Origin of the sequence: Pigmentiphaga sp. (assembly GCF_033795525.1) — a bacterium.
Taxonomy (GTDB): Bacteria; Pseudomonadota; Gammaproteobacteria; order Burkholderiales; family Burkholderiaceae_B; genus Pigmentiphaga.
Map to the genome: position 1 here is coordinate 290,580 of NZ_JARYGM010000002.1, position 16,688 is coordinate 307,267.

The window sequence follows — 16,688 nt, forward strand, 5'->3', positions numbered from 1 at the left end:
GTATAAATATACAGTATTGGCGTCAAGCGGCCCGCCCGCCGCTCAGCTGTCCTCCGAATGCACCCGGTATTGATTCTTCCCGGCCCGCTTGGCTTCGTACATCATCATGTCGGCCATGCGCAGCACATTGGTCGCGCTTGTCCCGGTGCCTGCGCGATACAGCGAAACACCGACGCTGGCCCTGACGCGCACCGCCTGTCCGCGCAATGGGATGGGTTCGGCAATGCCGGCAAGGATACGCTGCGCGATGATTTCCGCCTGTGCGTGGGCCGCGTCGTCGTGAACGATGGCGACGAACTCGTCCCCGGACAGCCGGGCGATCAGGTCGGCCTGGGGCAGCAGGGCGGCCAGGCGCCGCGCGACTTCCTGGAGCAGCAGATCGCCGCATTCGTGCCCCAGCGTATCGTTGACTTCCTTGAAGCCGTCCAGGTCCAGGAAAAATACGTCCAGCACGCCGCCGTGCCGGTCGGTCAGCGCCATGGCCTCGGGCAGCCGTTCCCGGACCGCGCGGCGGTTGGGAAGGTCGGTCAGCGGGTCGCGCCTGGCCTCGAGTTCGGATGCTTGTTCGCGCAGGCGCCGTTCCGTGATGTCATGCACGATGCTGTGGAACCCCGCCAGCCGGTTTTCCGTGATATCGGGGATCAGGGTGACCTCGCCATAGTGCAGCGAGCCGTCGGGATAGGTGAGGGGGATTTCGAACGATACGCGCTTGCGCTCGCGGCCGGCACGCTCGGCGTGCCGCGCGATGTCGGCGGCCTTATCCGGTCCGAATGTCTCGGCCAGGGTCAGGCCGATCACTTCACGTGGCGCCTTGCCCAGCGCCGCCCGATAGGCATCGTTGGCGAATCGATAGCGCAGGCCTTCGTCGAAGTAGCCGATCATGGCCGGCAGCTGGTCGGTAATGGTCTGGAGCTGCTCGTGTGCGCGGCGCAACTCGTGGGTGCGCTGTTCGACCTGTTGTTCCAGCGTCTGTTGCAATGCCTGCAGGGCGGCCTGGGCCTGCTTGCGTTCGTCGATATTTTCGACGATGGCGATGAAATAGCGCACTTTCCCGTCGTTGCCATGGCGTGCCGCGACGGTCAGGTTGACCCAGGCCGTGGCGCCGTGCTGGGCGAGGTAGCGCGTCTCGAGCGAATACAGGGAACGCAGGCCGGCCGCGAGTTCGTGGCGCAAGGCGAGTTCGGCGGGCCGGTCGGCCGGCGTGCTCAAGTCCTGGAGATACATGCCGGCCAGCGCGTCGGTCGAATGGCCGACGATGCGCGCCAGGGCCTGATTGGCTTCGACCAGCCGGCCGTCGGGCGCGACCAGCGCAATTCCCATGGCGGCCCCTTCGAATACCGCGCGAAAGCGCGCTTCGCTGTCGCGGCCTGCCTCCAGGGAAAACTCGCTCGTCTCGCGCACCAGGACCGTGGCTTCGCGCCGGGCGATCTCGTGGTTGACCAGTTGTGCCGCATGTTGCAGCAGCGCCAGCTGGCGCGCGCTCAACTCGCGCGGGACGGAGTCCAGCACGCAAAGGCTGCCCAGGGCGAACCCCTGGGTGCTGCGCAGCGGGGCCCCCGCATAGAAGCGCACGCCGGGCGCGCCGGTGACCAGCGGGCTGTCGAAGAAGCGCTCGTCCTGCAGCGCGTCGGGAACCTGCAGGATCTCCCCGCCCAGGATGCAGTGGGCGCAGAAGGCATGTTCGCGCGGCGTCTCGGATATCTCCCATCCCACCCGCGACTTGAACCACTGCCGGTGCTGGTCGATGAGCGAAACCAGCACCATGGGGACGCCGATCGCCTCGGCCGTCATTCTGGTGATCAAGTCGAAGACGGGCTCGGGCGGCGTATCGAGCAGGTCGAGGGCATGGAGCAGGGCCAGGCGCTCTTCCTCATTGGGGGCGGGCGGCGCTATTTTCATGGCTTGTCGCGTGGAGTCGAGGCAGCCAGCATAGGTCATGCCACCGCTGCGCATCTTATGCAGGAGCGCAGAATTTCTCCCTCAATCCTGGATCTGTCACGAAGCGGTTGCCGGTTCCCTGGATGCGTACGATGCGGCGTTCCCGCTCCCGTTCCCAGGCATCGACCGGATAGGCACGCGCCCAGGTACAGAAAATCCGCCGCTCCAGCGGGCTGAGGCGCAGGCCATAGGTGGCCGCCATGTACATCTGGATGCGGGCGATGCGGCCCCGCACGGCCTGGCGCGGCTGGATGCGCCGTTGCCTGAAGTCCACCACGGTCTTGCATTGGCCGTACATGGGAACGGGATCGTCCACCCAGACCCCATAGCGGAAATTGGAGCGGTCGGCGTTGATTTCGCCGATCTCGGGGACGAGATTCACCAGGTCCCCTTCGGCCTTGCGGAATACGGGGTCGGTGGCCGTGCAATGCTTGCGCCCCCCTTGCTTCCAGCATTGCCGTTGGTGGCCAATGTTCCAGGCGGGAACGACGTGTTCCCATTCCTGGCGCGATCCGCGGCGCTCATCCTTGCGGACGCGATAGTCGCAAGAAGAAAAATCGATGCGTTTTCCTTCGTATCGGCACCCGCAATAAAGAGTCTGTTCCAGACCGGCATAGACGCGGGGCAGTACCTGTTTGGCGCGCTTGAAGTCGCGGTGGCCGACCGCGCCGGGGCGCGTGACCAGGTCTGCCGCATGCGCGGGAAGAACGAGGAGCAGGGTCAATGCAAGGATACGGAAACTCATGGGGCGGCATTGTATGCGCGCCGGCGGCCTGTTCGGCAGTTCCTGGCCAGCGTGCGGCTCACCGCGACGACATGCCGCGGCTGGCAGACCGGATAGAGACGCCGGCGCCTAGCCCGTGGCGCTGTGCCCGGCCACGATGCGCACCACGACTTCGCCGCGGCCGGTTCGCTTGGCGTAGTCCAGGCCTTCGTTGGCCAGTGCGTCGGCCCGCTCGTTGCCGCGATGGCCGTTGTGCCCGCGCACCCACTTGAACGTGGCGCGGTGCCGATCCGCCTCTGCGATCAGCGCTTTCCAGAGTTCGACGTTCTTGACGTCTTTCCAGTTCTTGCGCACCCATCCATGGCGCCATTGCGTCATGCCGTTCACGACGTACTGGGAGTCGGTGTAGACGACGACCTCGCACGCTTGCGGTAGCCAGCGCAGGGCCTCGGTAGCGGCGGTCAGCTCCATGCGATTGTTGGTCGTGTCGGGCGAACCGCCGAAGATTTCCACGGTGGACGACGCGGTGCGGATCAGTGCTCCCCATCCCCCGGGGCCGCCGGGATTGCCGCGGCATGCGCCATCGCAATAGACGATCGCTCCGCCCTCGGGCACGGCTTCGTCCTCGGCGGGTTCAGGGGCCGCCGGCTTGCTGGCCTGAACGGCGGACCCGGCACCCAGCCACCGCTGGAACGGCGAAAGATCCGCCGCATCCTTGACGTACCACTTCTTCTGCGCCGGAGACCATCTGGCCCCGAGCGCCTTGGCTTCGTCTTTCTCGGCAAACGGCACTTTCAGCCAGACAACCATGGAATCACCATCTCGATGCAAGGGGCGTGACCATAATGGGCGGGACGAGCCATTGTCAAGGCAAGACGACGGTGCTCGTTCCCCGTCGATGCGTGCCTATTTTGTGAGCGAAGAACCTCAAAGTACGCAGTGATGCGGGTCCTCTCCGGTTGTCCTGCCGCTGTCCCCAACCTTGTCCACAGGAGGCGGGGATAACCTCGTTGCCTAGCCACCGGCAAGTTCGGCCCGATGACTACGATAAACCGTGCGCGGTGCGGCAAGGTGGAGCGTGAGGCCCCGCAAGGCGTTGAACGCGAGGAACGACAGCCACAGTCCGTGATTGCCGAGCAGCGGCAGGAGGCCGAGGGACAAGGCCAGGAAGGCTGCCCCGCAAAGGAGCATGGACTGCATCAACGCGCGTGTCTGCGTGGCGCCGATGAAAATGCCGTCGTAAAGGTAGGCTGCGACCGAGGCTATGGGCGCGAGTGCCAGCCAGGGCAGGAAATGGCGCGCAGTGGCGCGCAGGGCCGGTTGGTCGGTGAGGGTGTTTACGATCAGCGGACCGGCCGCGAGATACACCAGCGCGTAGGCGAGCGCGCCGCCGAAGGCCCAGCCCATGCAAAGGCGTACGGCGCGGCGCAAGCCGGAATCGTCGTTGGCGCCCACGGCCGAACCTACGAGCGCTTCGGCTGCGTGGGCGAAGCCGTCGAGCCCGAATGCCATGAAAGTCAGGAAGTTCAGCAGCAAGGCATTGGCGGCCAGCACCATGTCGCCCTGGGTGGCGCCCAGGTGGGCGAACCAGCCCATGCTGCCCAGCAGGCAGGCCGTGCGCACGAAAATGTGGAAGTTGATCCCGACCAGGCGGCGCATGGCCGCGGCATCGCGCAGTACCGCCATGCGCAATTTCGGCCAGGCGGCGCGATGGGAGCGCCACAGCAGGAAGCCGCCGGCGAGCGCCCCGGCGCCGTCGGCCACCGCGGTCGCGGCGCCGATGCCCGTCACGCCGAGATCGAAGACATGGACGAACAACAGCACGGCGGCGAGGTTGACCAGGTTGATGAATATCTGCAGCGCGAGCGCCAGACGGACCCGCTGGCATCCCAGCAGCCAGCCCAGCACGACGTAGTTGGCCAGCGCAAGCGGCGCCGCCCAGATCCTGCCCGCGCAGTATTCCATTGCCTGCTGGGTGGCGCTGGCGCTGCCGCCCAGCAGCCCGAGTACGAGGGAAATCAACGGGCCTTGCAGTACCAGCAGCAGGATACCGATGGCCGCTGCCAGAAAAAGGGCTCGCACGACGCTGGCGGCCAGCGCTTGTTCGTCGCCTCTGCCCCAGGCCTGCGCGACGAGCCCGGTCGTTCCCATCCGAAGAAAGCCGAACCCCCAGAATAAAAAGCTGAACAACAGGCTGCCCAGGGCGACGCCCGCCAGATATTCCGGCCCGGGCAGATGGCCGGCGACGGCGGTGTCCACGGCGGACATCAGTGGCTGGGTGAGATTGGCGAGAACGATGGGCAGGGCCATCGTGAGGACACGCCGGTGGGTGAGGGGGGCGGTGGCGGGCACGGCAGTTATCCAGAACGCCCAACGAAACGAAAGAAAAAATGAAAAACGGACGCAGGGGCGTCCGTTTTTCATTGCATCTTGGCTCCCCGAACTGGGTTCGAACCAGTGACCTGCGGATTAACAGTCCGTCGCTCTACCGACTGAGCTATCGGGGATCGAGCCCGTAACTATAGCAGAAAAATGACCTTCGTCAAAAGAAAGCCAGGCGCGCGGTACACTCGTTCCATGAGTTCCCTCTTCACGCTCGAAGCGCCCTGCAGCTGGCGCGAGGAGATCCGCAAGAGCCGCTTCATCGCCCATGCGGCGCCTGTTTCCAGCGCCGAAGCCGCCCTGGCGTTCTTCGACCAGTATGCCGACCCGACGGCTACCCATAATTGCTGGGCTTATCGCATCGGTACCGTCTATCGTTTCAACGATGACGGCGAGCCCGGCGGAACTGCCGGACGGCCCATTCTCCAAGCCATCGATGGCCAGTCCTGCGACCGGGTGGCCGTGCTGGTCGTGCGCTGGTTCGGCGGGACGCTACTGGGCGCCGGTGGATTGATCCGCGCCTATGGCGGCTGCACCGCCAATTGCCTGCGGCAAGGGCGCCGTGTGCCTTTACTCGATCTGGCCGAAGGCGAGGTCGCCTGTACGTTTGCCGAGCTGCCGCTGTTCAAGGCGCGTGCGCGCGACTACGGCGCCGAGGTGGTCCGGGAAAGTTTCGATGAGCAGGGGGCGCGCCTGGTATTGCGAGTGCCGCGGCCTGGCATCGAGCAACTGCGTCAGGTGCTGGCCGATCTGAGCCGGGGCCGGTCGGTGCTCGCGGTCCGGGATGCCCCGTGACGGGCAGCGAGGGAAGTAGGCGCTAGAGGCCTGCGAGCCTGCAGGCGCGTTGCGTGAGGACACCCTCGGGCGAAGCCAGGTCGTTCAGGATCGTGAAGTGGTTGTGGTCCGGGAGCCGCAGGAGTTCGCCAGGCAAGCCGGCGCGCGCGGCGGCGAAGGTCTCGGACTGCCGGCGGAGTTCGGGAAGCTCGGCCGCGCCATAGGCCAGAACCAGTTCGCGCGGGCTGAGCGGGCGCCGCAGCGGGCTCAGGCGCGGCACGTCCGGCGGGCACAGGCATAGGCGGTCGTTCAGCGAACTCAGGCGTATGGGTTCGAGGTCATAGATGCCGCTGACCGCGAGCCCCCCGCATATGCCCGGTTCGTCGAGCATCATGGCGGCCAGGTGGGCGCCGGAGGACCAGCCGGCGACGATGAGCCGCTCCGGGTCGGTGCCCCATTGCATGGCATGTTCGGATAGCCACCTGATGGCCGTTCGGATTTCCCCGATGATGCCGTCCAGGGATTGCTCGGGGGCCGGGGTATAGCCGACCAGCGCGACATGGAGCCCATGGGCGAGGGGGCCCGCGGCGAGGAAGCTGAAGCTTTCCTTGGGGCGGGCGTTCCAGTAGCCCCCGTGGATGAAAACCATCAGCGGCCCGGAGCGGGCGGCGGGGAAGTAATCGAGGCGTTGGCGAGGCGCCGGTCCGTAGCGCAAGTCCAGGTACTGGGGATGGGCCGCGCGCAGCTTGGCGCTGCGTTCGTCGAATTCCGCCATGAGCACCGCGCTGTTGAGGACGGCTGCGGAACTGTTGTAGGAGGCGTCCAGCTCTTCCCGCGACATTCCGTTATACAGCGCAGTCATGCTGCTATTCCGGTCTGGCCGGGAGACGGGGAAATCATGATCACGGATTGCAATCCAGGTGTCCGAGGCAGAAGAATTCATCTATTCGTGCTTGATTGCAAGAGCCGTGCCGGCTTCGTCGCTCAATGATGGTGCCCATGGCCACGGGGCCCGGCACCCGGCGGCTCAACCTTGAAGTCCACCCGGATTTCGCCGGCCTTCTGGAAAACCAGCGTGGCGGGGAAGCGGGAACCTTCTTTCAGGGGGGCTTTGAGCTGCATGAACATGATGTGATAGCCGCCCGGCTTGAGCTCGACGGTCTGGCCGGCGGGAAGCGCGATGCCGTCTACTGGACGCATGCGCATGATGTCGCCGTCCATCTGCATGGTATGCAGTTCAGCCGTGGCGGAAACCTCGCTGCGGATGGCGACCAGCTTGTCGTCCCCTCCGTCGTTGGTCAGCTTCAAAAAGCCGCCGCCGCTGGGCTGGCCGGCGACGGTGGCGCGGGCCCAGGGCTGGCTGATATGCAGATTGCCGACTGAATAATCCTGGGCGTGGGCGAGTCCGGTGGCAAAGAAGGAGAACAGGAAGGGCAGGGCTATGGCGCGGAACTGCATGGCGTATCTCATGGAGGGCATTACCGCCGGCACACAGGCCGGCGGATGCGTAGCAGGCGGTCAGCACAGGAACGGACCGATCATACCGCAGCCTTGCCCACGAGGTGTTTCGCAGCGGCGCGCCTATCGGTCACTCTGGCGTGATGCCGGCCTTCCTGGCCACTTCGCCGAACAATTTCACTTCGCGCGCGATACGGGTCTTCATCTCTTCGGCCGATTCCCGCATCGGCTCGAACCCGGCGGCCCGCAGTTTTTCGGCGTATTCGGGATTGGCGACGACGGCCTTGACGGCATCTACCAATTTCGTCCGGACAGCGGGATCGACGCCGACCGGCAGCATGATCCCGAACCAGATGCTCATGACGACTTCGGGATAGTGTTCGGCCGCGGCCGGCACCTCGGGCAATGCCGGCAAGCGCTTGGGTTCCATGACCGTGAGCGGGATCAACCGCTTGCTCTTTATATATTCGACCGAGGGCGCATAAGTAGCCGCGGCCAGGTTGATCTGGCCGCCTACGGCATCGGCCACGACGGCCGCGGCACCTTTATAGGGCACATGCACCAGATCGATGCCCGATGCGGATTTCAGCAGTTCAACCGCGAAGTGCTGCGGCGTGCCGTTTCCGGAGCTGCCGTAGGTGAGCTTGCCGGGGTTGGCCTTGGCGTAGCGGATCAGTTCGTCCAGCGTCTTTACCGGCGCCTGGGGGTGGGCGAGCAACAAGAGCGGCGTACCGGCGATCAGGCCGATGGGATCGAGATCCTTGGTGATGTCGAACGGCAGGTCCTTTTGCATTGACGGCGCGATCGAGCGCGCGCTGTCGGCGAACAGGATCGTGTAGCCGTCGGCAGGCCCCTTGGCCACCATATTGGAACCGATGACCCCGCCCGCGCCGGGGCGGTTCTCGACGACCACCTGTTGCCCGAGTTGCGCCGACAGGTAGGGTGCGATCAGTCGTGCCACGATATCCGTACCGCCGCCGGGGCCGAATGGCACGACGAAACGGATGGCGCGGGATGGAAAGGTATCGGCCTGGGCGGACGGGGAAATGGCGCTGGCCAGGGCCATTAGCGCGATAGACAGGAATGCGCGTTTTTTCATGGGTCTCCTCCGGTTTTTTTGCGGCGCGAGGCTTCGCGGCCGTGGCATCTGCGGCCTGGTGCGGGGCGTGCCTGCCTGCTGGGGGAGGGGCTCCGGCCGGGCCATTGTGCTGCGGCAAATTACCGGACGGCCCTGCATTGATCAAGATTGAATGTTGAATAAACCTTGAGCAGGTGCGGTGGTCCAGGCGGCGCGGGCAAGGCCGAAGAAGGGACGACCAAGGAAGGGACGACAAGTACAGCGAGAGGGCGTAACGAAAAACGGACGCCGAAGCGTCCGTTTTTCCATTTGCATCTTTCTGGCTCCCCGAGCTGGGCTCGAACCAGCGACCTGCGGATTAACAGTCCGTCGCTCTACCGACTGAGCTATCGGGGAACAGAGCCAAAAACTATAGCATGAATTTCTGCCCGCTCCAAAGAGGCGCGGGCCTCACCGGCCCGCCCGCGGGAGCTCTGGAGGGGCTACGAGGCCAGGACGGCCGCGATGCCGTCCGCCACGGCATCGATATTCCGCGTGTTGAGCGCCGCGACGCAGATGCGGCCAGTGGACACTGCATAAATACCATGTTCCTCGCGCAGGCGATCCACTTGCTCGGCGGTGAGCCCCGAGTAGGAGAACATGCCGCGCTGCTGCAGCACGAAGCTGAAGTCGCGCGCTACGCCGCGTTCCTTGAGCTTGGCGACCAGCGCGGCGCGCATGGTGCGGATGCGGTCGCGCATTTCGCCCAGTTCGGCCTCCCATTCCGCGCGCAGCTCGGGCGAAGTCAGGACCTGGGCCACGACCGTGCCGCCGTGGGTAGGAGGATTGGAGTAGTTGGTGCGGATCACGCGCTTGAGCTGGCTCAGGACGCGCGTGCTTTCTTCCTTGTCGGCGGCTACCAGGGTCAGGGCGCCGACGCGCTCGCCATAAAGCGAGAACGATTTGGAGAACGACGAGCTGATCAGGAAGGTCAGGTCTGCCGCGGCGAACTGACGTACTGCGGTGGCGTCTTCGTCGATCCCGTCGCCAAAGCCCTGGTAGGCGATATCCAGGAAGGGAATCAGTTGGCGGGCCCGGACCACTTCCACGACCTTGGCCCACTGCTCGGCCGAGAGGTCCACGCCCGTCGGGTTGTGGCAGCAGGCGTGAAGCACGACCACGGTATTGGCCGGATAGCTCTCCAGCGCCGCGATCATGCCGGCGAAATCGACACCGTGAGTAGCCGGGTCGTAATAGGGGTATTGGATGACGTCGAAGCCCGCGTACTCGAACAGGGCGCGATGATTCTCCCAGCTGGGGTTGCTGATCGCGATCCTGGCGTCCGGCACCAGGCGCTTGAGGAAGTCGGCGCCGATCTTCAGCGCGCCCGTGCCTCCCAGGCTCTGGGCGGTCAGTACCCGCCCGGCGGTGATCAGCGGGGAGTCCGCCCCCAGCAGCAGCTCCTGTACCGCGCGGTTGTAGCCAGGCAGGCCCTCGATGGGCAGATAGCCCCGTGCGGCGGCTGCGTCGATACGCGCCTGCTCGGCTTTGCGAACGGCCTTGAGGAGCGGAATCCTGCCTTCGTCGTTGTAGTACACGCCGACGCCCAGGTTGACTTTATTGCTGCGGGTATCGGCGTTGAATTGTTCGGTCAGGCCCAGGATGGGGTCGCGGGGAGCCAGTTCTACGGCTGCGAAGAGCGAAGTCATGTAAAGCGTCCGTTAAGCGGGCAGGGTTGAAGGAAGGTACTGTGCGGGGGATAATGCTTGATTGTTTTTTACATTGCGAAATCTGGTCGGCGAAATCTGGTCTGCAGACTTTGGTCGGCGGAATCTGGTCGTAAGCTCCGGTTGGCACTTTCCGGTGGGTACCTTGGCCGCCGAGACGCGTGTCGGCCGAAGGGGTGCCGCCGACTTGCTTCGCCGCCCATGCCTGGCCGCAGTCGCGCGGAACTCCTGGCCCTTTTCGCTGCCGAAGTTTTCCTGATGAAACAAGAGTCTAGCATGCACACTACGCCTGCCGAAGGCCCCGTGTCCCAAGGACTGCGTGGTGCCGCCGAACACGCCGAGCTCATCGCGGCGACGGCCCGCGCGCAGGACTTCAAGCCGGGCTTCGTGACATTCGAGGGAAGCCCCTTCCAGCTCTACCAGCCTTATCCGCCGGCGGGCGACCAGCCCGCCGCGATCGGCCAGCTGTGCGAGGGAATCGAAGACGGCCTGATGTACCAGACGCTATTGGGCGTGACCGGCTCGGGCAAGACCTACACGATGGCCAACGTGATCGCCCGGATGGGGCGCCCGGCCTTGGTGCTGGCGCCCAACAAGACGCTGGCCGCCCAGCTGTACGCCGAAATGCGCGAGTTTTTTCCGCGCAACGCCGTGGAGTACTTCGTCTCCTACTACGATTACTACCAGCCCGAAGCGTATGTGCCCACGCGGGACCTGTTCATAGAGAAGGACTCGTCCATCAACGAACACATCGAGCAGATGCGCCTGTCCGCCACCAAAAGCCTGCTCGAGCGGCGCGATACGATCATCGTGGCCAGCGTTTCCTGCATTTACGGCATCGGCAACCCGGACGACTACCACAACATGGTGATGATGTTGCGGACGGGCGACCGCATGGGCCAGCGCGACATCATTTCGCGTCTGGTCGCCATGCAATACACGCGCAACGATACGGATTTCACACGGGGCACTTTCCGCGTCCGCGGCGAGCTGATCGATGTTTTCCCGGCCGAACACGCCGAGTTGGCATTGCGCATCACCTTGTTCGACGACGAGGTCGAGACGCTGGAGTTGTTCGATCCGCTCACCGGCAAGGTGAGGCAGAAGGTCCTGCGGTTTGCGGTCTATCCCGGGTCGCACTATGTGACGCCTCGGGCAACGGTGCTGCGCGCCATCGAGACCATCAAGCAAGAGCTGCGTGAGCGCACCAAGTTCTTCGTCGACAACGGGCAGCTGGTAGAGGCGCAGCGTATCGAGCAGCGCACCCGTTTCGACCTGGAAATGCTGCAAGAGCTGGGGTTCTGCAAGGGCATCGAGAACTACTCGCGTCACCTCTCCGGCGCCAAGCCCGGCGAGCCGCCTCCGACCCTGGTGGACTACCTTCCGCACGATGCGCTGATGATCATCGACGAAAGCCACGTCACCATCGGACAGGTGGGGGCGATGTACAAGGGCGACCGTTCGCGCAAGGAAACCCTGGTCACCTACGGCTTTCGCCTGCCGTCCGCCATGGACAACCGGCCATTGAAATTCGAGGAATTCGAGGCCAAGATGCGGCAGACCATCTTTGTCTCGGCGACCCCGGCCGACTACGAAAAGCGGCACGCCGATGCCGTGGTCGAGCAGGTGGTACGCCCCACGGGGCTGGTCGATCCGGTGGTGGAGGTCAGGCCGGCCCTGAACCAGGTGGACGATGTGCTGAGCGAGATCAACGAGCGCGTGGCCCGGAACGACCGCGTGCTGATCACGACGCTGACCAAGCGCATGGCGGAGGACCTGACGGACTACCTGACCGATCACGGCATCAAGGTCCGCTATCTTCACTCGGACATCGATACGGTCGAGCGCGTCGAGATCCTGCGCGATCTGCGCCTGGGCACTTTCGATGTGCTGGTCGGTATCAACTTGCTGCGCGAGGGCCTGGACATTCCCGAGGTGTCGCTGGTGGCGATCCTGGATGCCGACAAAGAAGGCTTCCTGCGCTCCGAGCGCAGCCTGATCCAGACCATCGGCCGCGCGGCCCGCAACCTGAATGGCAAGGCCATTCTCTATGCCGATACCATGACGGATTCGATGCGGCGCGCCTTGGAGGAAACCAATCGCCGCCGCGAGAAGCAGCTGCAGTTCAACCTAGCGCAGGGCATCGTGCCGCAGGGCGTGAGGAAAGAAGTGCGCGACTTGATCGACGGCGTGTATGTCCCGTCCGAAGGGCCGTCGGATAGCGCGGAGGCGGCCCGCTACGAGGCCATGGGCGAAAAGCAGATCGCCAAGGAAATCAAGAAGCTCGAGAAAGCCATGCTCGAGTATGCGCGCAACCTGGAATTCGAGAAGGCGGCGCGCGCCCGCGATCAGTTGCTGGCGCTCAAGCAAAAGGTGTTCGGCGCAGGAGGCCAGCAGGCCGACGAGGATGCCCTGAATGCGGCGCGAAGCTGAGCGGGGGTGTCGCGCGGTTCCAATCCCCGGCCGGGTCTTGTGCGTCGCGAAATAATTTCGCACAAAATTGGTGCGGCGGGCCGGTCGGGCAGTGCTTTGTGGTCCGTGCCACAGATGTGCGCGATGTGTCTCTGTGGTGCCAAGCCCCTAGGGACTCATGCGTAAGCGGCTGATTCTAAAGAAGTTTTTTATGCACCACATTTTAGTTGGTTAATAAAAAAAGCTTGAACTATCCGGGGTTTTCCCGCACACTTTCGGACATGATGACCAAGGTACTGTTTGTGTGCATGGGCAACATCTGCCGCTCGCCGAGCGCAGAGGGCGTATTTCGCCGTCTGGTGAAAGAAGCCGGTCTTTCCGACGTTGTCCGTATAGAATCGGCTGGGACGCACGCCTTTCACATTGGCGAGCCTCCCGATGCCCGTATGCAGGCTGCCGCCCGCAAGCGGGGCTATGACATAGGCGAAATCCGCGCGCGCCAGATCCGCGTCGACGATTTTCGTGAGTTCGACATGATTCTGGCGATGGATTGGGACAACCTGTCGCTGCTGCAGCAACAGGCGCCCAAGCAATACCAGCACAAGCTGATGCTGCTGATGCGCTTCGCCAACGAGTACGAGGAAGCGACGGTTCCCGATCCTTACTATGGCGGCCCTGAGGGATTCGCCAAGGTCCTCGATTACATCGAGGACGCCTGCCAGGGGCTGCTGGAAGTCGTGCGCAAACGCGCGACGCAATACCAGGCGGCTTAACGCTCCCGGGCACGGTATCGCCCTGTCGTCATCATTCATTTTCTCCGGGCCCGGTTCATGCCGGGCCTTGTCTTGTCCGCGCAACATCCAGGCCGCGGCAAGCCCGGGCAGCACCGATCGGCCGCTGGCGATCCCCCATCTGCGTAGTTTCCCAAACAATCCCTAGAAAAATATTCGGGAATTGGCTATACTTGAGCAAATCGTTAGGGATTTGCTCTTCGACCGGTTACTGGCCGGCGCGCTTTCCAGGGTAGTCCCCGACGCTTTAGAGAAGGGTCAGAATCAGTGGCCCAGCGTGTGCCGCCCGTGGTGCACATCCTGCATCCTATCCCGGGGCGCTTCGGCCGGCCATGTCAGCCAAGCAGCAGGGAACGGAGGCAGGTGGCGCGTGGGCAGGCCTTACCTCTAGGGGTCTCGAATGCGACTTACTACCAAAGGGCGTTTTGCCGTCACGGCCATGATCGATCTGGCGCTGCGCCAGCACAGCGGTCCGGTCACTTTGTCCGCCATCAGCCAGCGCCAGAACATTTCGCTGTCCTATCTCGAGCAATTGTTCGGCAAACTGCGCCGGCATGAGCTCGTGGACAGCATGCGCGGCCCGGGTGGCGGCTATTCCCTGGCCAAGCTGGCCCGGCACGTGACCGTGGCCGACATCATCTTCGCGGTCGACGAACCGCTGGACGCCACCGATTGCGGCGGGAAGCAGGATTGCACGCGCGGCAACGACGGCAAGGCGGGCAAGTGCATGACGCACGAGTTGTGGGCCACGCTCAACCGCAAGATGGTCGAGTACCTCGATTCAGTCTCCTTGCAGGATCTGGTCGATCAGCAACGTATGCGCGAACTGCAGGAAGCCAACGCCGCCAAGTCGGTGATGGTGGATCGTCGCTCGGGCGCAGCCGAGTCGTCGACCGCGGCGGCCTGATGCTGCCGATAACGGAAAAAGGTTGGATGTCATGATCAAAACGCCGGTCTATCTCGATTATTCGGCGACCACGCCGGTGGACCCGCGCGTGGTCGATGCCATGGTGCCGTGGCTGTACGAGCGTTTCGGCAACCCGGCCTCCCGCAGCCACTCGTATGGCTGGGATGCGGAGCAGGCCGTCGAAACGGCGCGCGAACATGTCGCGGCGCTGGTCAATGCCGACCCGCGCGAAATCGTCTGGACGTCCGGGGCTACCGAGTCGGACAACCTCGCGATCAAGGGCGCGGCGCATTTCTACGCCGAGCGCGGCAAGCACATCATCACCGTCAAGACCGAGCACAAGGCAGTGCTGGATACCTGCCGCGAACTCGAACGCGAAGGCTTCGAGGTGACCTACCTCGACGTCCAGGAAAACGGCTTGCTCGACCTTGAGGCTTTCAAGGCGGCGATCCGGCCCGACACGATCCTGGCTTCGGTCATGTACGTCAACAACGAGATCGGTGTGATCCAGGACGTCGAGGCGCTGGGCGAAATCTGCCGCGAACGGGGCGTGATTTTCCACGTCGACGCGGCGCAAGCCACAGGCAAGGTCGTCATCGACCTCGCCACGCTGAAGGTTGACCTGATGTCGTTCTGCGCGCACAAGATGTGCGGCCCCAAAGGCATAGGCGCCCTGTACGTGCGCCGCAAGCCGCGGGTGCGCATCGAGGCGCAGATGCATGGCGGCGGCCATGAGCGGGGCATGCGTTCGGGCACCTTGCCCACCCACCAGATCGTGGGCATGGGCGAGACCTTCCGTATCGCCAAGGAAGAAATGGCCACCGAGAGCGAACGCGTGCGCATGCTGCGCGACCGCCTGTGGGCCGGCCTTTCGACCATCGAAGAGGTCTACCTGAACGGCGACATGGAGCGCCGTATCCCGCACAACCTGAACGTGAGCTTCAATTACGTGGAGGGCGAGTCGCTCATCATGGCGGTAAAGGAGTTGGCCGTCTCCAGCGGATCGGCCTGCACGTCGGCCAGCCTCGAGCCCTCCTATGTGCTGCGCGCCCTGGGCCGCAGCGACGAGCTGGCACACAGCTCCATACGCTTTACCCTCGGCCGTTTCACCACGGAAGAGGAAATCGACTTCACCGTCAAGCTGATCCGCAGCAAGGTCGACAAGCTGCGCGAAATGTCCCCGCTGTGGGAAATGGTCAAGGACGGTATCGACATCAACACGGTGCAGTGGGCTGCACACTGAACCAGGAGAAAAAACATGGCCTATAGCGAAAAAGTCATCGATCACTACGAAAACCCCCGCAATGTCGGGTCCTTCGACAAGGGCGACGAATCGGTGGGGACCGGCATGGTGGGTGCGCCCGCCTGTGGCGACGTCATGAAGCTTCAGATCAAGGTCAACGAGCAGGGCGTCATCGAAGATGCGCGCTTCAAGACCTATGGCTGCGGCTCGGCCATCGCCTCGAGCTCGCTGGTGACCGAATGGGTCAAGGGCAAGACGCTCGACCAGGCCCTGGATATACGCAACACGCAGATCGCCCAGGAGCTGGCGCTGCCGCCGGTCAAGATCCACTGCTCGATCCTGGCCGAGGACGCCATCAAGGCGGCTGTGAACGACTATCGTGCCAAGCACGGCAACAGTTAAGAGGGAGCCATGTCGGTAACGTTGACCGAACGCGCTGCGCGCCATGTGAACCGCTACCTGGAAAAACGGGGCAAGGGCCTGGGCCTGCGCCTGGGCGTGCGTACCACCGGCTGCTCGGGCCTGGCCTACAAGCTCGAGTATGTGGACGAAGCCCTGCCTGAAGACCAGGTGTTCGAAAGCCAGGGCGTCAAGGTGTATGTCGACCCCAAGAGCCTGCCCTACCTGGCGGGCACGGAGCTCGACTATGCGCGCGAAGGACTCAACGAAGGCTTCAGGTTCAACAACCCCAACGAAAAGGCGTCCTGCGGTTGCGGTGAGTCTTTCACCGTCTGATGCAACACGATCCCGATCACTTCGAATTGTTGGGCCTGCCGGCGGGGTTCGCCATCGACCGCGATGCGCTGGACCGGGCGTGGCGCGAAGTCCAGGCCAAGGTGCATCCCGACCGTCACGCGGCCGGGTCGGCGCAGGAGCGGCGTGTGGCCATGCAGTGGGCGTCGCGGGCCAATGAAGCCTACCGGGTGTTGCGTTCGCCGCTGGCCCGCGCCCGCTATCTGTGCGAGCGGGCGGGAGTCGACCTGCAGGTCGAGACCAATACGGCGATGACGCCCGCTTTCCTGATGCAGCAGATGGAATGGCGTGAAGCGCTGGACGAGGCGAGGTCGGCGCGCGACGCCGCCGCCCTCGAGGCGCTCGCCGCCGAGCTGCAGTCCGCCCGCCGCCGTATGACGGCCGAAGTGGGTGAGCTGCTGGACCAGAAGCACGATTACGCCACCGCGGCCTCAAGGGTGCGCGAGTGGATGTTCATTGAGAAATTCTCCGAGGAGGTCGACGCAGCCGTCGATGCTCTGGCGGAACAAGACTGAAAACGAT

16 protein-coding genes, 2 tRNA genes and 1 pseudogene are annotated in these 16,688 nt (G+C 64.1%); 8 read left to right on the plus strand and 11 right to left on the minus strand.

Annotation, left to right across the window (positions count from 1 at the left end):
• Nucleotides 1–42: 42 nt before the first annotated feature.
• The 6 genes and pseudogenes from QHC78_RS06115 to QHC78_RS06135 all read right to left on the minus strand — a co-directional run bounded on the left by QHC78_RS06115 (nucleotide 43) and on the right by QHC78_RS06135 (nucleotide 5,169).
• Nucleotides 43–1,899, minus strand: coding sequence for a sensor domain-containing diguanylate cyclase (locus QHC78_RS06115; protein WP_319743003.1), 1,857 nt, complete (start codon nucleotides 1,897–1,899; stop codon nucleotides 43–45).
• Between the two features lie 55 nt (nucleotides 1,900–1,954).
• Entirely contained in the window at nucleotides 1,955–2,683 is a 729-nt protein-coding gene (locus tag QHC78_RS06120) for an endonuclease (RefSeq protein ID WP_319743004.1), read from the minus strand.
• Between the two features lie 108 nt (nucleotides 2,684–2,791).
• Entirely contained in the window at nucleotides 2,792–3,277 is a 486-nt protein-coding gene (gene rnhA, locus QHC78_RS06125) for a ribonuclease HI (protein ID WP_413816432.1), read from the minus strand.
• A gap of 75 nt (nucleotides 3,278–3,352) precedes the next feature.
• Nucleotides 3,353–3,472 (minus strand): annotated as a pseudogene (locus QHC78_RS21120) (DUF5710 domain-containing protein); the annotation flags it as partial.
• 204 nt (nucleotides 3,473–3,676) lie between these two features.
• Nucleotides 3,677–4,972, minus strand: coding sequence for an MATE family efflux transporter (locus QHC78_RS06130; protein WP_319743461.1), 1,296 nt, complete (start codon nucleotides 4,970–4,972; stop codon nucleotides 3,677–3,679).
• A 121-nt stretch (nucleotides 4,973–5,093) separates the two neighbouring features.
• Nucleotides 5,094–5,169 (minus strand) — tRNA-Asn (locus QHC78_RS06135).
• 70 nt (nucleotides 5,170–5,239) lie between these two features.
• On the opposite strand from QHC78_RS06135, the gene QHC78_RS06140 reads away from it, so the two are divergent.
• A complete protein-coding gene (locus QHC78_RS06140; protein WP_319743006.1) occupies nucleotides 5,240–5,839 on the plus strand; it encodes an IMPACT family protein in 600 nt (199 codons plus the stop codon).
• Between the two features lie 22 nt (nucleotides 5,840–5,861).
• Here the strand turns inward: QHC78_RS06140 and QHC78_RS06145 are convergent, their stop codons facing one another.
• The 5 genes from QHC78_RS06145 to QHC78_RS06165 all read right to left on the minus strand — a co-directional run bounded on the left by QHC78_RS06145 (nucleotide 5,862) and on the right by QHC78_RS06165 (nucleotide 10,042).
• Nucleotides 5,862–6,680 carry an alpha/beta hydrolase gene (locus QHC78_RS06145; RefSeq protein WP_319743007.1) on the minus strand — a complete coding sequence of 273 codons (819 nt, stop codon included), beginning with the start codon at nucleotides 6,678–6,680 and terminating at the stop codon, nucleotides 5,862–5,864.
• A gap of 122 nt (nucleotides 6,681–6,802) precedes the next feature.
• A complete protein-coding gene (locus QHC78_RS06150) occupies nucleotides 6,803–7,276 on the minus strand; it encodes a copper chaperone PCu(A)C (protein ID WP_319743008.1) in 474 nt (157 codons plus the stop codon).
• 130 nt (nucleotides 7,277–7,406) lie between these two features.
• Nucleotides 7,407–8,375, minus strand: coding sequence for a Bug family tripartite tricarboxylate transporter substrate binding protein (locus tag QHC78_RS06155; protein WP_319743009.1), 969 nt, complete (start codon nucleotides 8,373–8,375; stop codon nucleotides 7,407–7,409).
• 299 nt (nucleotides 8,376–8,674) lie between these two features.
• A tRNA-Asn gene (locus tag QHC78_RS06160) sits at nucleotides 8,675–8,750 on the minus strand.
• An 86-nt stretch (nucleotides 8,751–8,836) separates the two neighbouring features.
• The gene (locus QHC78_RS06165) at nucleotides 8,837–10,042 is read right to left on the minus strand and encodes an amino acid aminotransferase (protein WP_319743010.1); all 1,206 of its coding nucleotides are present in this window, start codon (nucleotides 10,040–10,042) and stop codon (nucleotides 8,837–8,839) included.
• A 294-nt stretch (nucleotides 10,043–10,336) separates the two neighbouring features.
• Here QHC78_RS06165 and uvrB point away from each other — a divergent pair, with 294 nt between their 5' ends.
• From uvrB to hscB, 7 genes are all read left to right on the plus strand, one after another.
• Nucleotides 10,337–12,493, plus strand: coding sequence for an excinuclease ABC subunit UvrB (uvrB, locus tag QHC78_RS06170; protein WP_319743011.1), 2,157 nt, complete (start codon nucleotides 10,337–10,339; stop codon nucleotides 12,491–12,493).
• A 260-nt stretch (nucleotides 12,494–12,753) separates the two neighbouring features.
• Entirely contained in the window at nucleotides 12,754–13,245 is a 492-nt protein-coding gene (locus QHC78_RS06175; protein WP_319743462.1) for a low molecular weight protein-tyrosine-phosphatase, read from the plus strand.
• Between the two features lie 418 nt (nucleotides 13,246–13,663).
• Entirely contained in the window at nucleotides 13,664–14,170 is a 507-nt protein-coding gene (locus QHC78_RS06180; protein ID WP_319743012.1) for an Rrf2 family transcriptional regulator, read from the plus strand.
• A 31-nt stretch (nucleotides 14,171–14,201) separates the two neighbouring features.
• A complete protein-coding gene (locus QHC78_RS06185) occupies nucleotides 14,202–15,413 on the plus strand; it encodes an IscS subfamily cysteine desulfurase (protein ID WP_319743013.1) in 1,212 nt (403 codons plus the stop codon).
• Nucleotides 15,414–15,428: 15 nt separating this feature from the next.
• Nucleotides 15,429–15,815: a Fe-S cluster assembly scaffold IscU gene (gene iscU, locus QHC78_RS06190; RefSeq protein WP_319743014.1), complete on the plus strand. Its 387-nt coding sequence runs from the start codon at nucleotides 15,429–15,431 to the stop codon at nucleotides 15,813–15,815.
• Nucleotides 15,816–15,824: 9 nt separating this feature from the next.
• Nucleotides 15,825–16,148 carry an iron-sulfur cluster assembly protein IscA gene (gene iscA / locus QHC78_RS06195; RefSeq protein WP_319743015.1) on the plus strand — a complete coding sequence of 108 codons (324 nt, stop codon included), beginning with the start codon at nucleotides 15,825–15,827 and terminating at the stop codon, nucleotides 16,146–16,148.
• Complete coding sequence (hscB, locus tag QHC78_RS06200) at nucleotides 16,148–16,681, plus strand: Fe-S protein assembly co-chaperone HscB (RefSeq protein WP_319743016.1); 534 nt, start codon at nucleotides 16,148–16,150, stop codon at nucleotides 16,679–16,681. The genes iscA and hscB overlap by 1 nt, the downstream gene beginning before the upstream one ends.
• The last annotated feature ends 7 nt before the right edge of the window (nucleotides 16,682–16,688 follow it).

What these genes read in the sequence shown, in the direction of transcription:
- QHC78_RS06150 (WP_319743008.1), bottom strand. Translation starts at nt 7,276, where the DNA reads ATGCAGTTCCGCGCCATAGCCCTGCCCTTCCTGTTCTCCTTCTTTGCC.
- QHC78_RS06130 (WP_319743461.1), bottom strand. Translation starts at nt 4,972, where the DNA reads ATGGCCCTGCCCATCGTTCTCGCCAATCTCACCCAGCCACTGATGTCC.
- QHC78_RS06120 (WP_319743004.1), bottom strand. Translation starts at nt 2,683, where the DNA reads ATGAGTTTCCGTATCCTTGCATTGACCCTGCTCCTCGTTCTTCCCGCG.
- iscU (WP_319743014.1), top strand. Translation starts at nt 15,429, where the DNA reads ATGGCCTATAGCGAAAAAGTCATCGATCACTACGAAAACCCCCGCAAT.
- QHC78_RS06155 (WP_319743009.1), bottom strand. Translation starts at nt 8,375, where the DNA reads ATGAAAAAACGCGCATTCCTGTCTATCGCGCTAATGGCCCTGGCCAGC.
- QHC78_RS06175 (WP_319743462.1), top strand. Translation starts at nt 12,754, where the DNA reads ATGATGACCAAGGTACTGTTTGTGTGCATGGGCAACATCTGCCGCTCG.
- QHC78_RS06180 (WP_319743012.1), top strand. Translation starts at nt 13,664, where the DNA reads ATGCGACTTACTACCAAAGGGCGTTTTGCCGTCACGGCCATGATCGAT.
- QHC78_RS06185 (WP_319743013.1), top strand. Translation starts at nt 14,202, where the DNA reads ATGATCAAAACGCCGGTCTATCTCGATTATTCGGCGACCACGCCGGTG.
- QHC78_RS06115 (WP_319743003.1), bottom strand. Translation starts at nt 1,899, where the DNA reads ATGAAAATAGCGCCGCCCGCCCCCAATGAGGAAGAGCGCCTGGCCCTG.
- QHC78_RS06165 (WP_319743010.1), bottom strand. Translation starts at nt 10,042, where the DNA reads ATGACTTCGCTCTTCGCAGCCGTAGAACTGGCTCCCCGCGACCCCATC.
- uvrB (WP_319743011.1), top strand. Translation starts at nt 10,337, where the DNA reads ATGCACACTACGCCTGCCGAAGGCCCCGTGTCCCAAGGACTGCGTGGT.
- QHC78_RS06145 (WP_319743007.1), bottom strand. Translation starts at nt 6,680, where the DNA reads ATGACTGCGCTGTATAACGGAATGTCGCGGGAAGAGCTGGACGCCTCC.
- iscA (WP_319743015.1), top strand. Translation starts at nt 15,825, where the DNA reads ATGTCGGTAACGTTGACCGAACGCGCTGCGCGCCATGTGAACCGCTAC.
- hscB (WP_319743016.1), top strand. Translation starts at nt 16,148, where the DNA reads ATGCAACACGATCCCGATCACTTCGAATTGTTGGGCCTGCCGGCGGGG.
- QHC78_RS06140 (WP_319743006.1), top strand. Translation starts at nt 5,240, where the DNA reads ATGAGTTCCCTCTTCACGCTCGAAGCGCCCTGCAGCTGGCGCGAGGAG.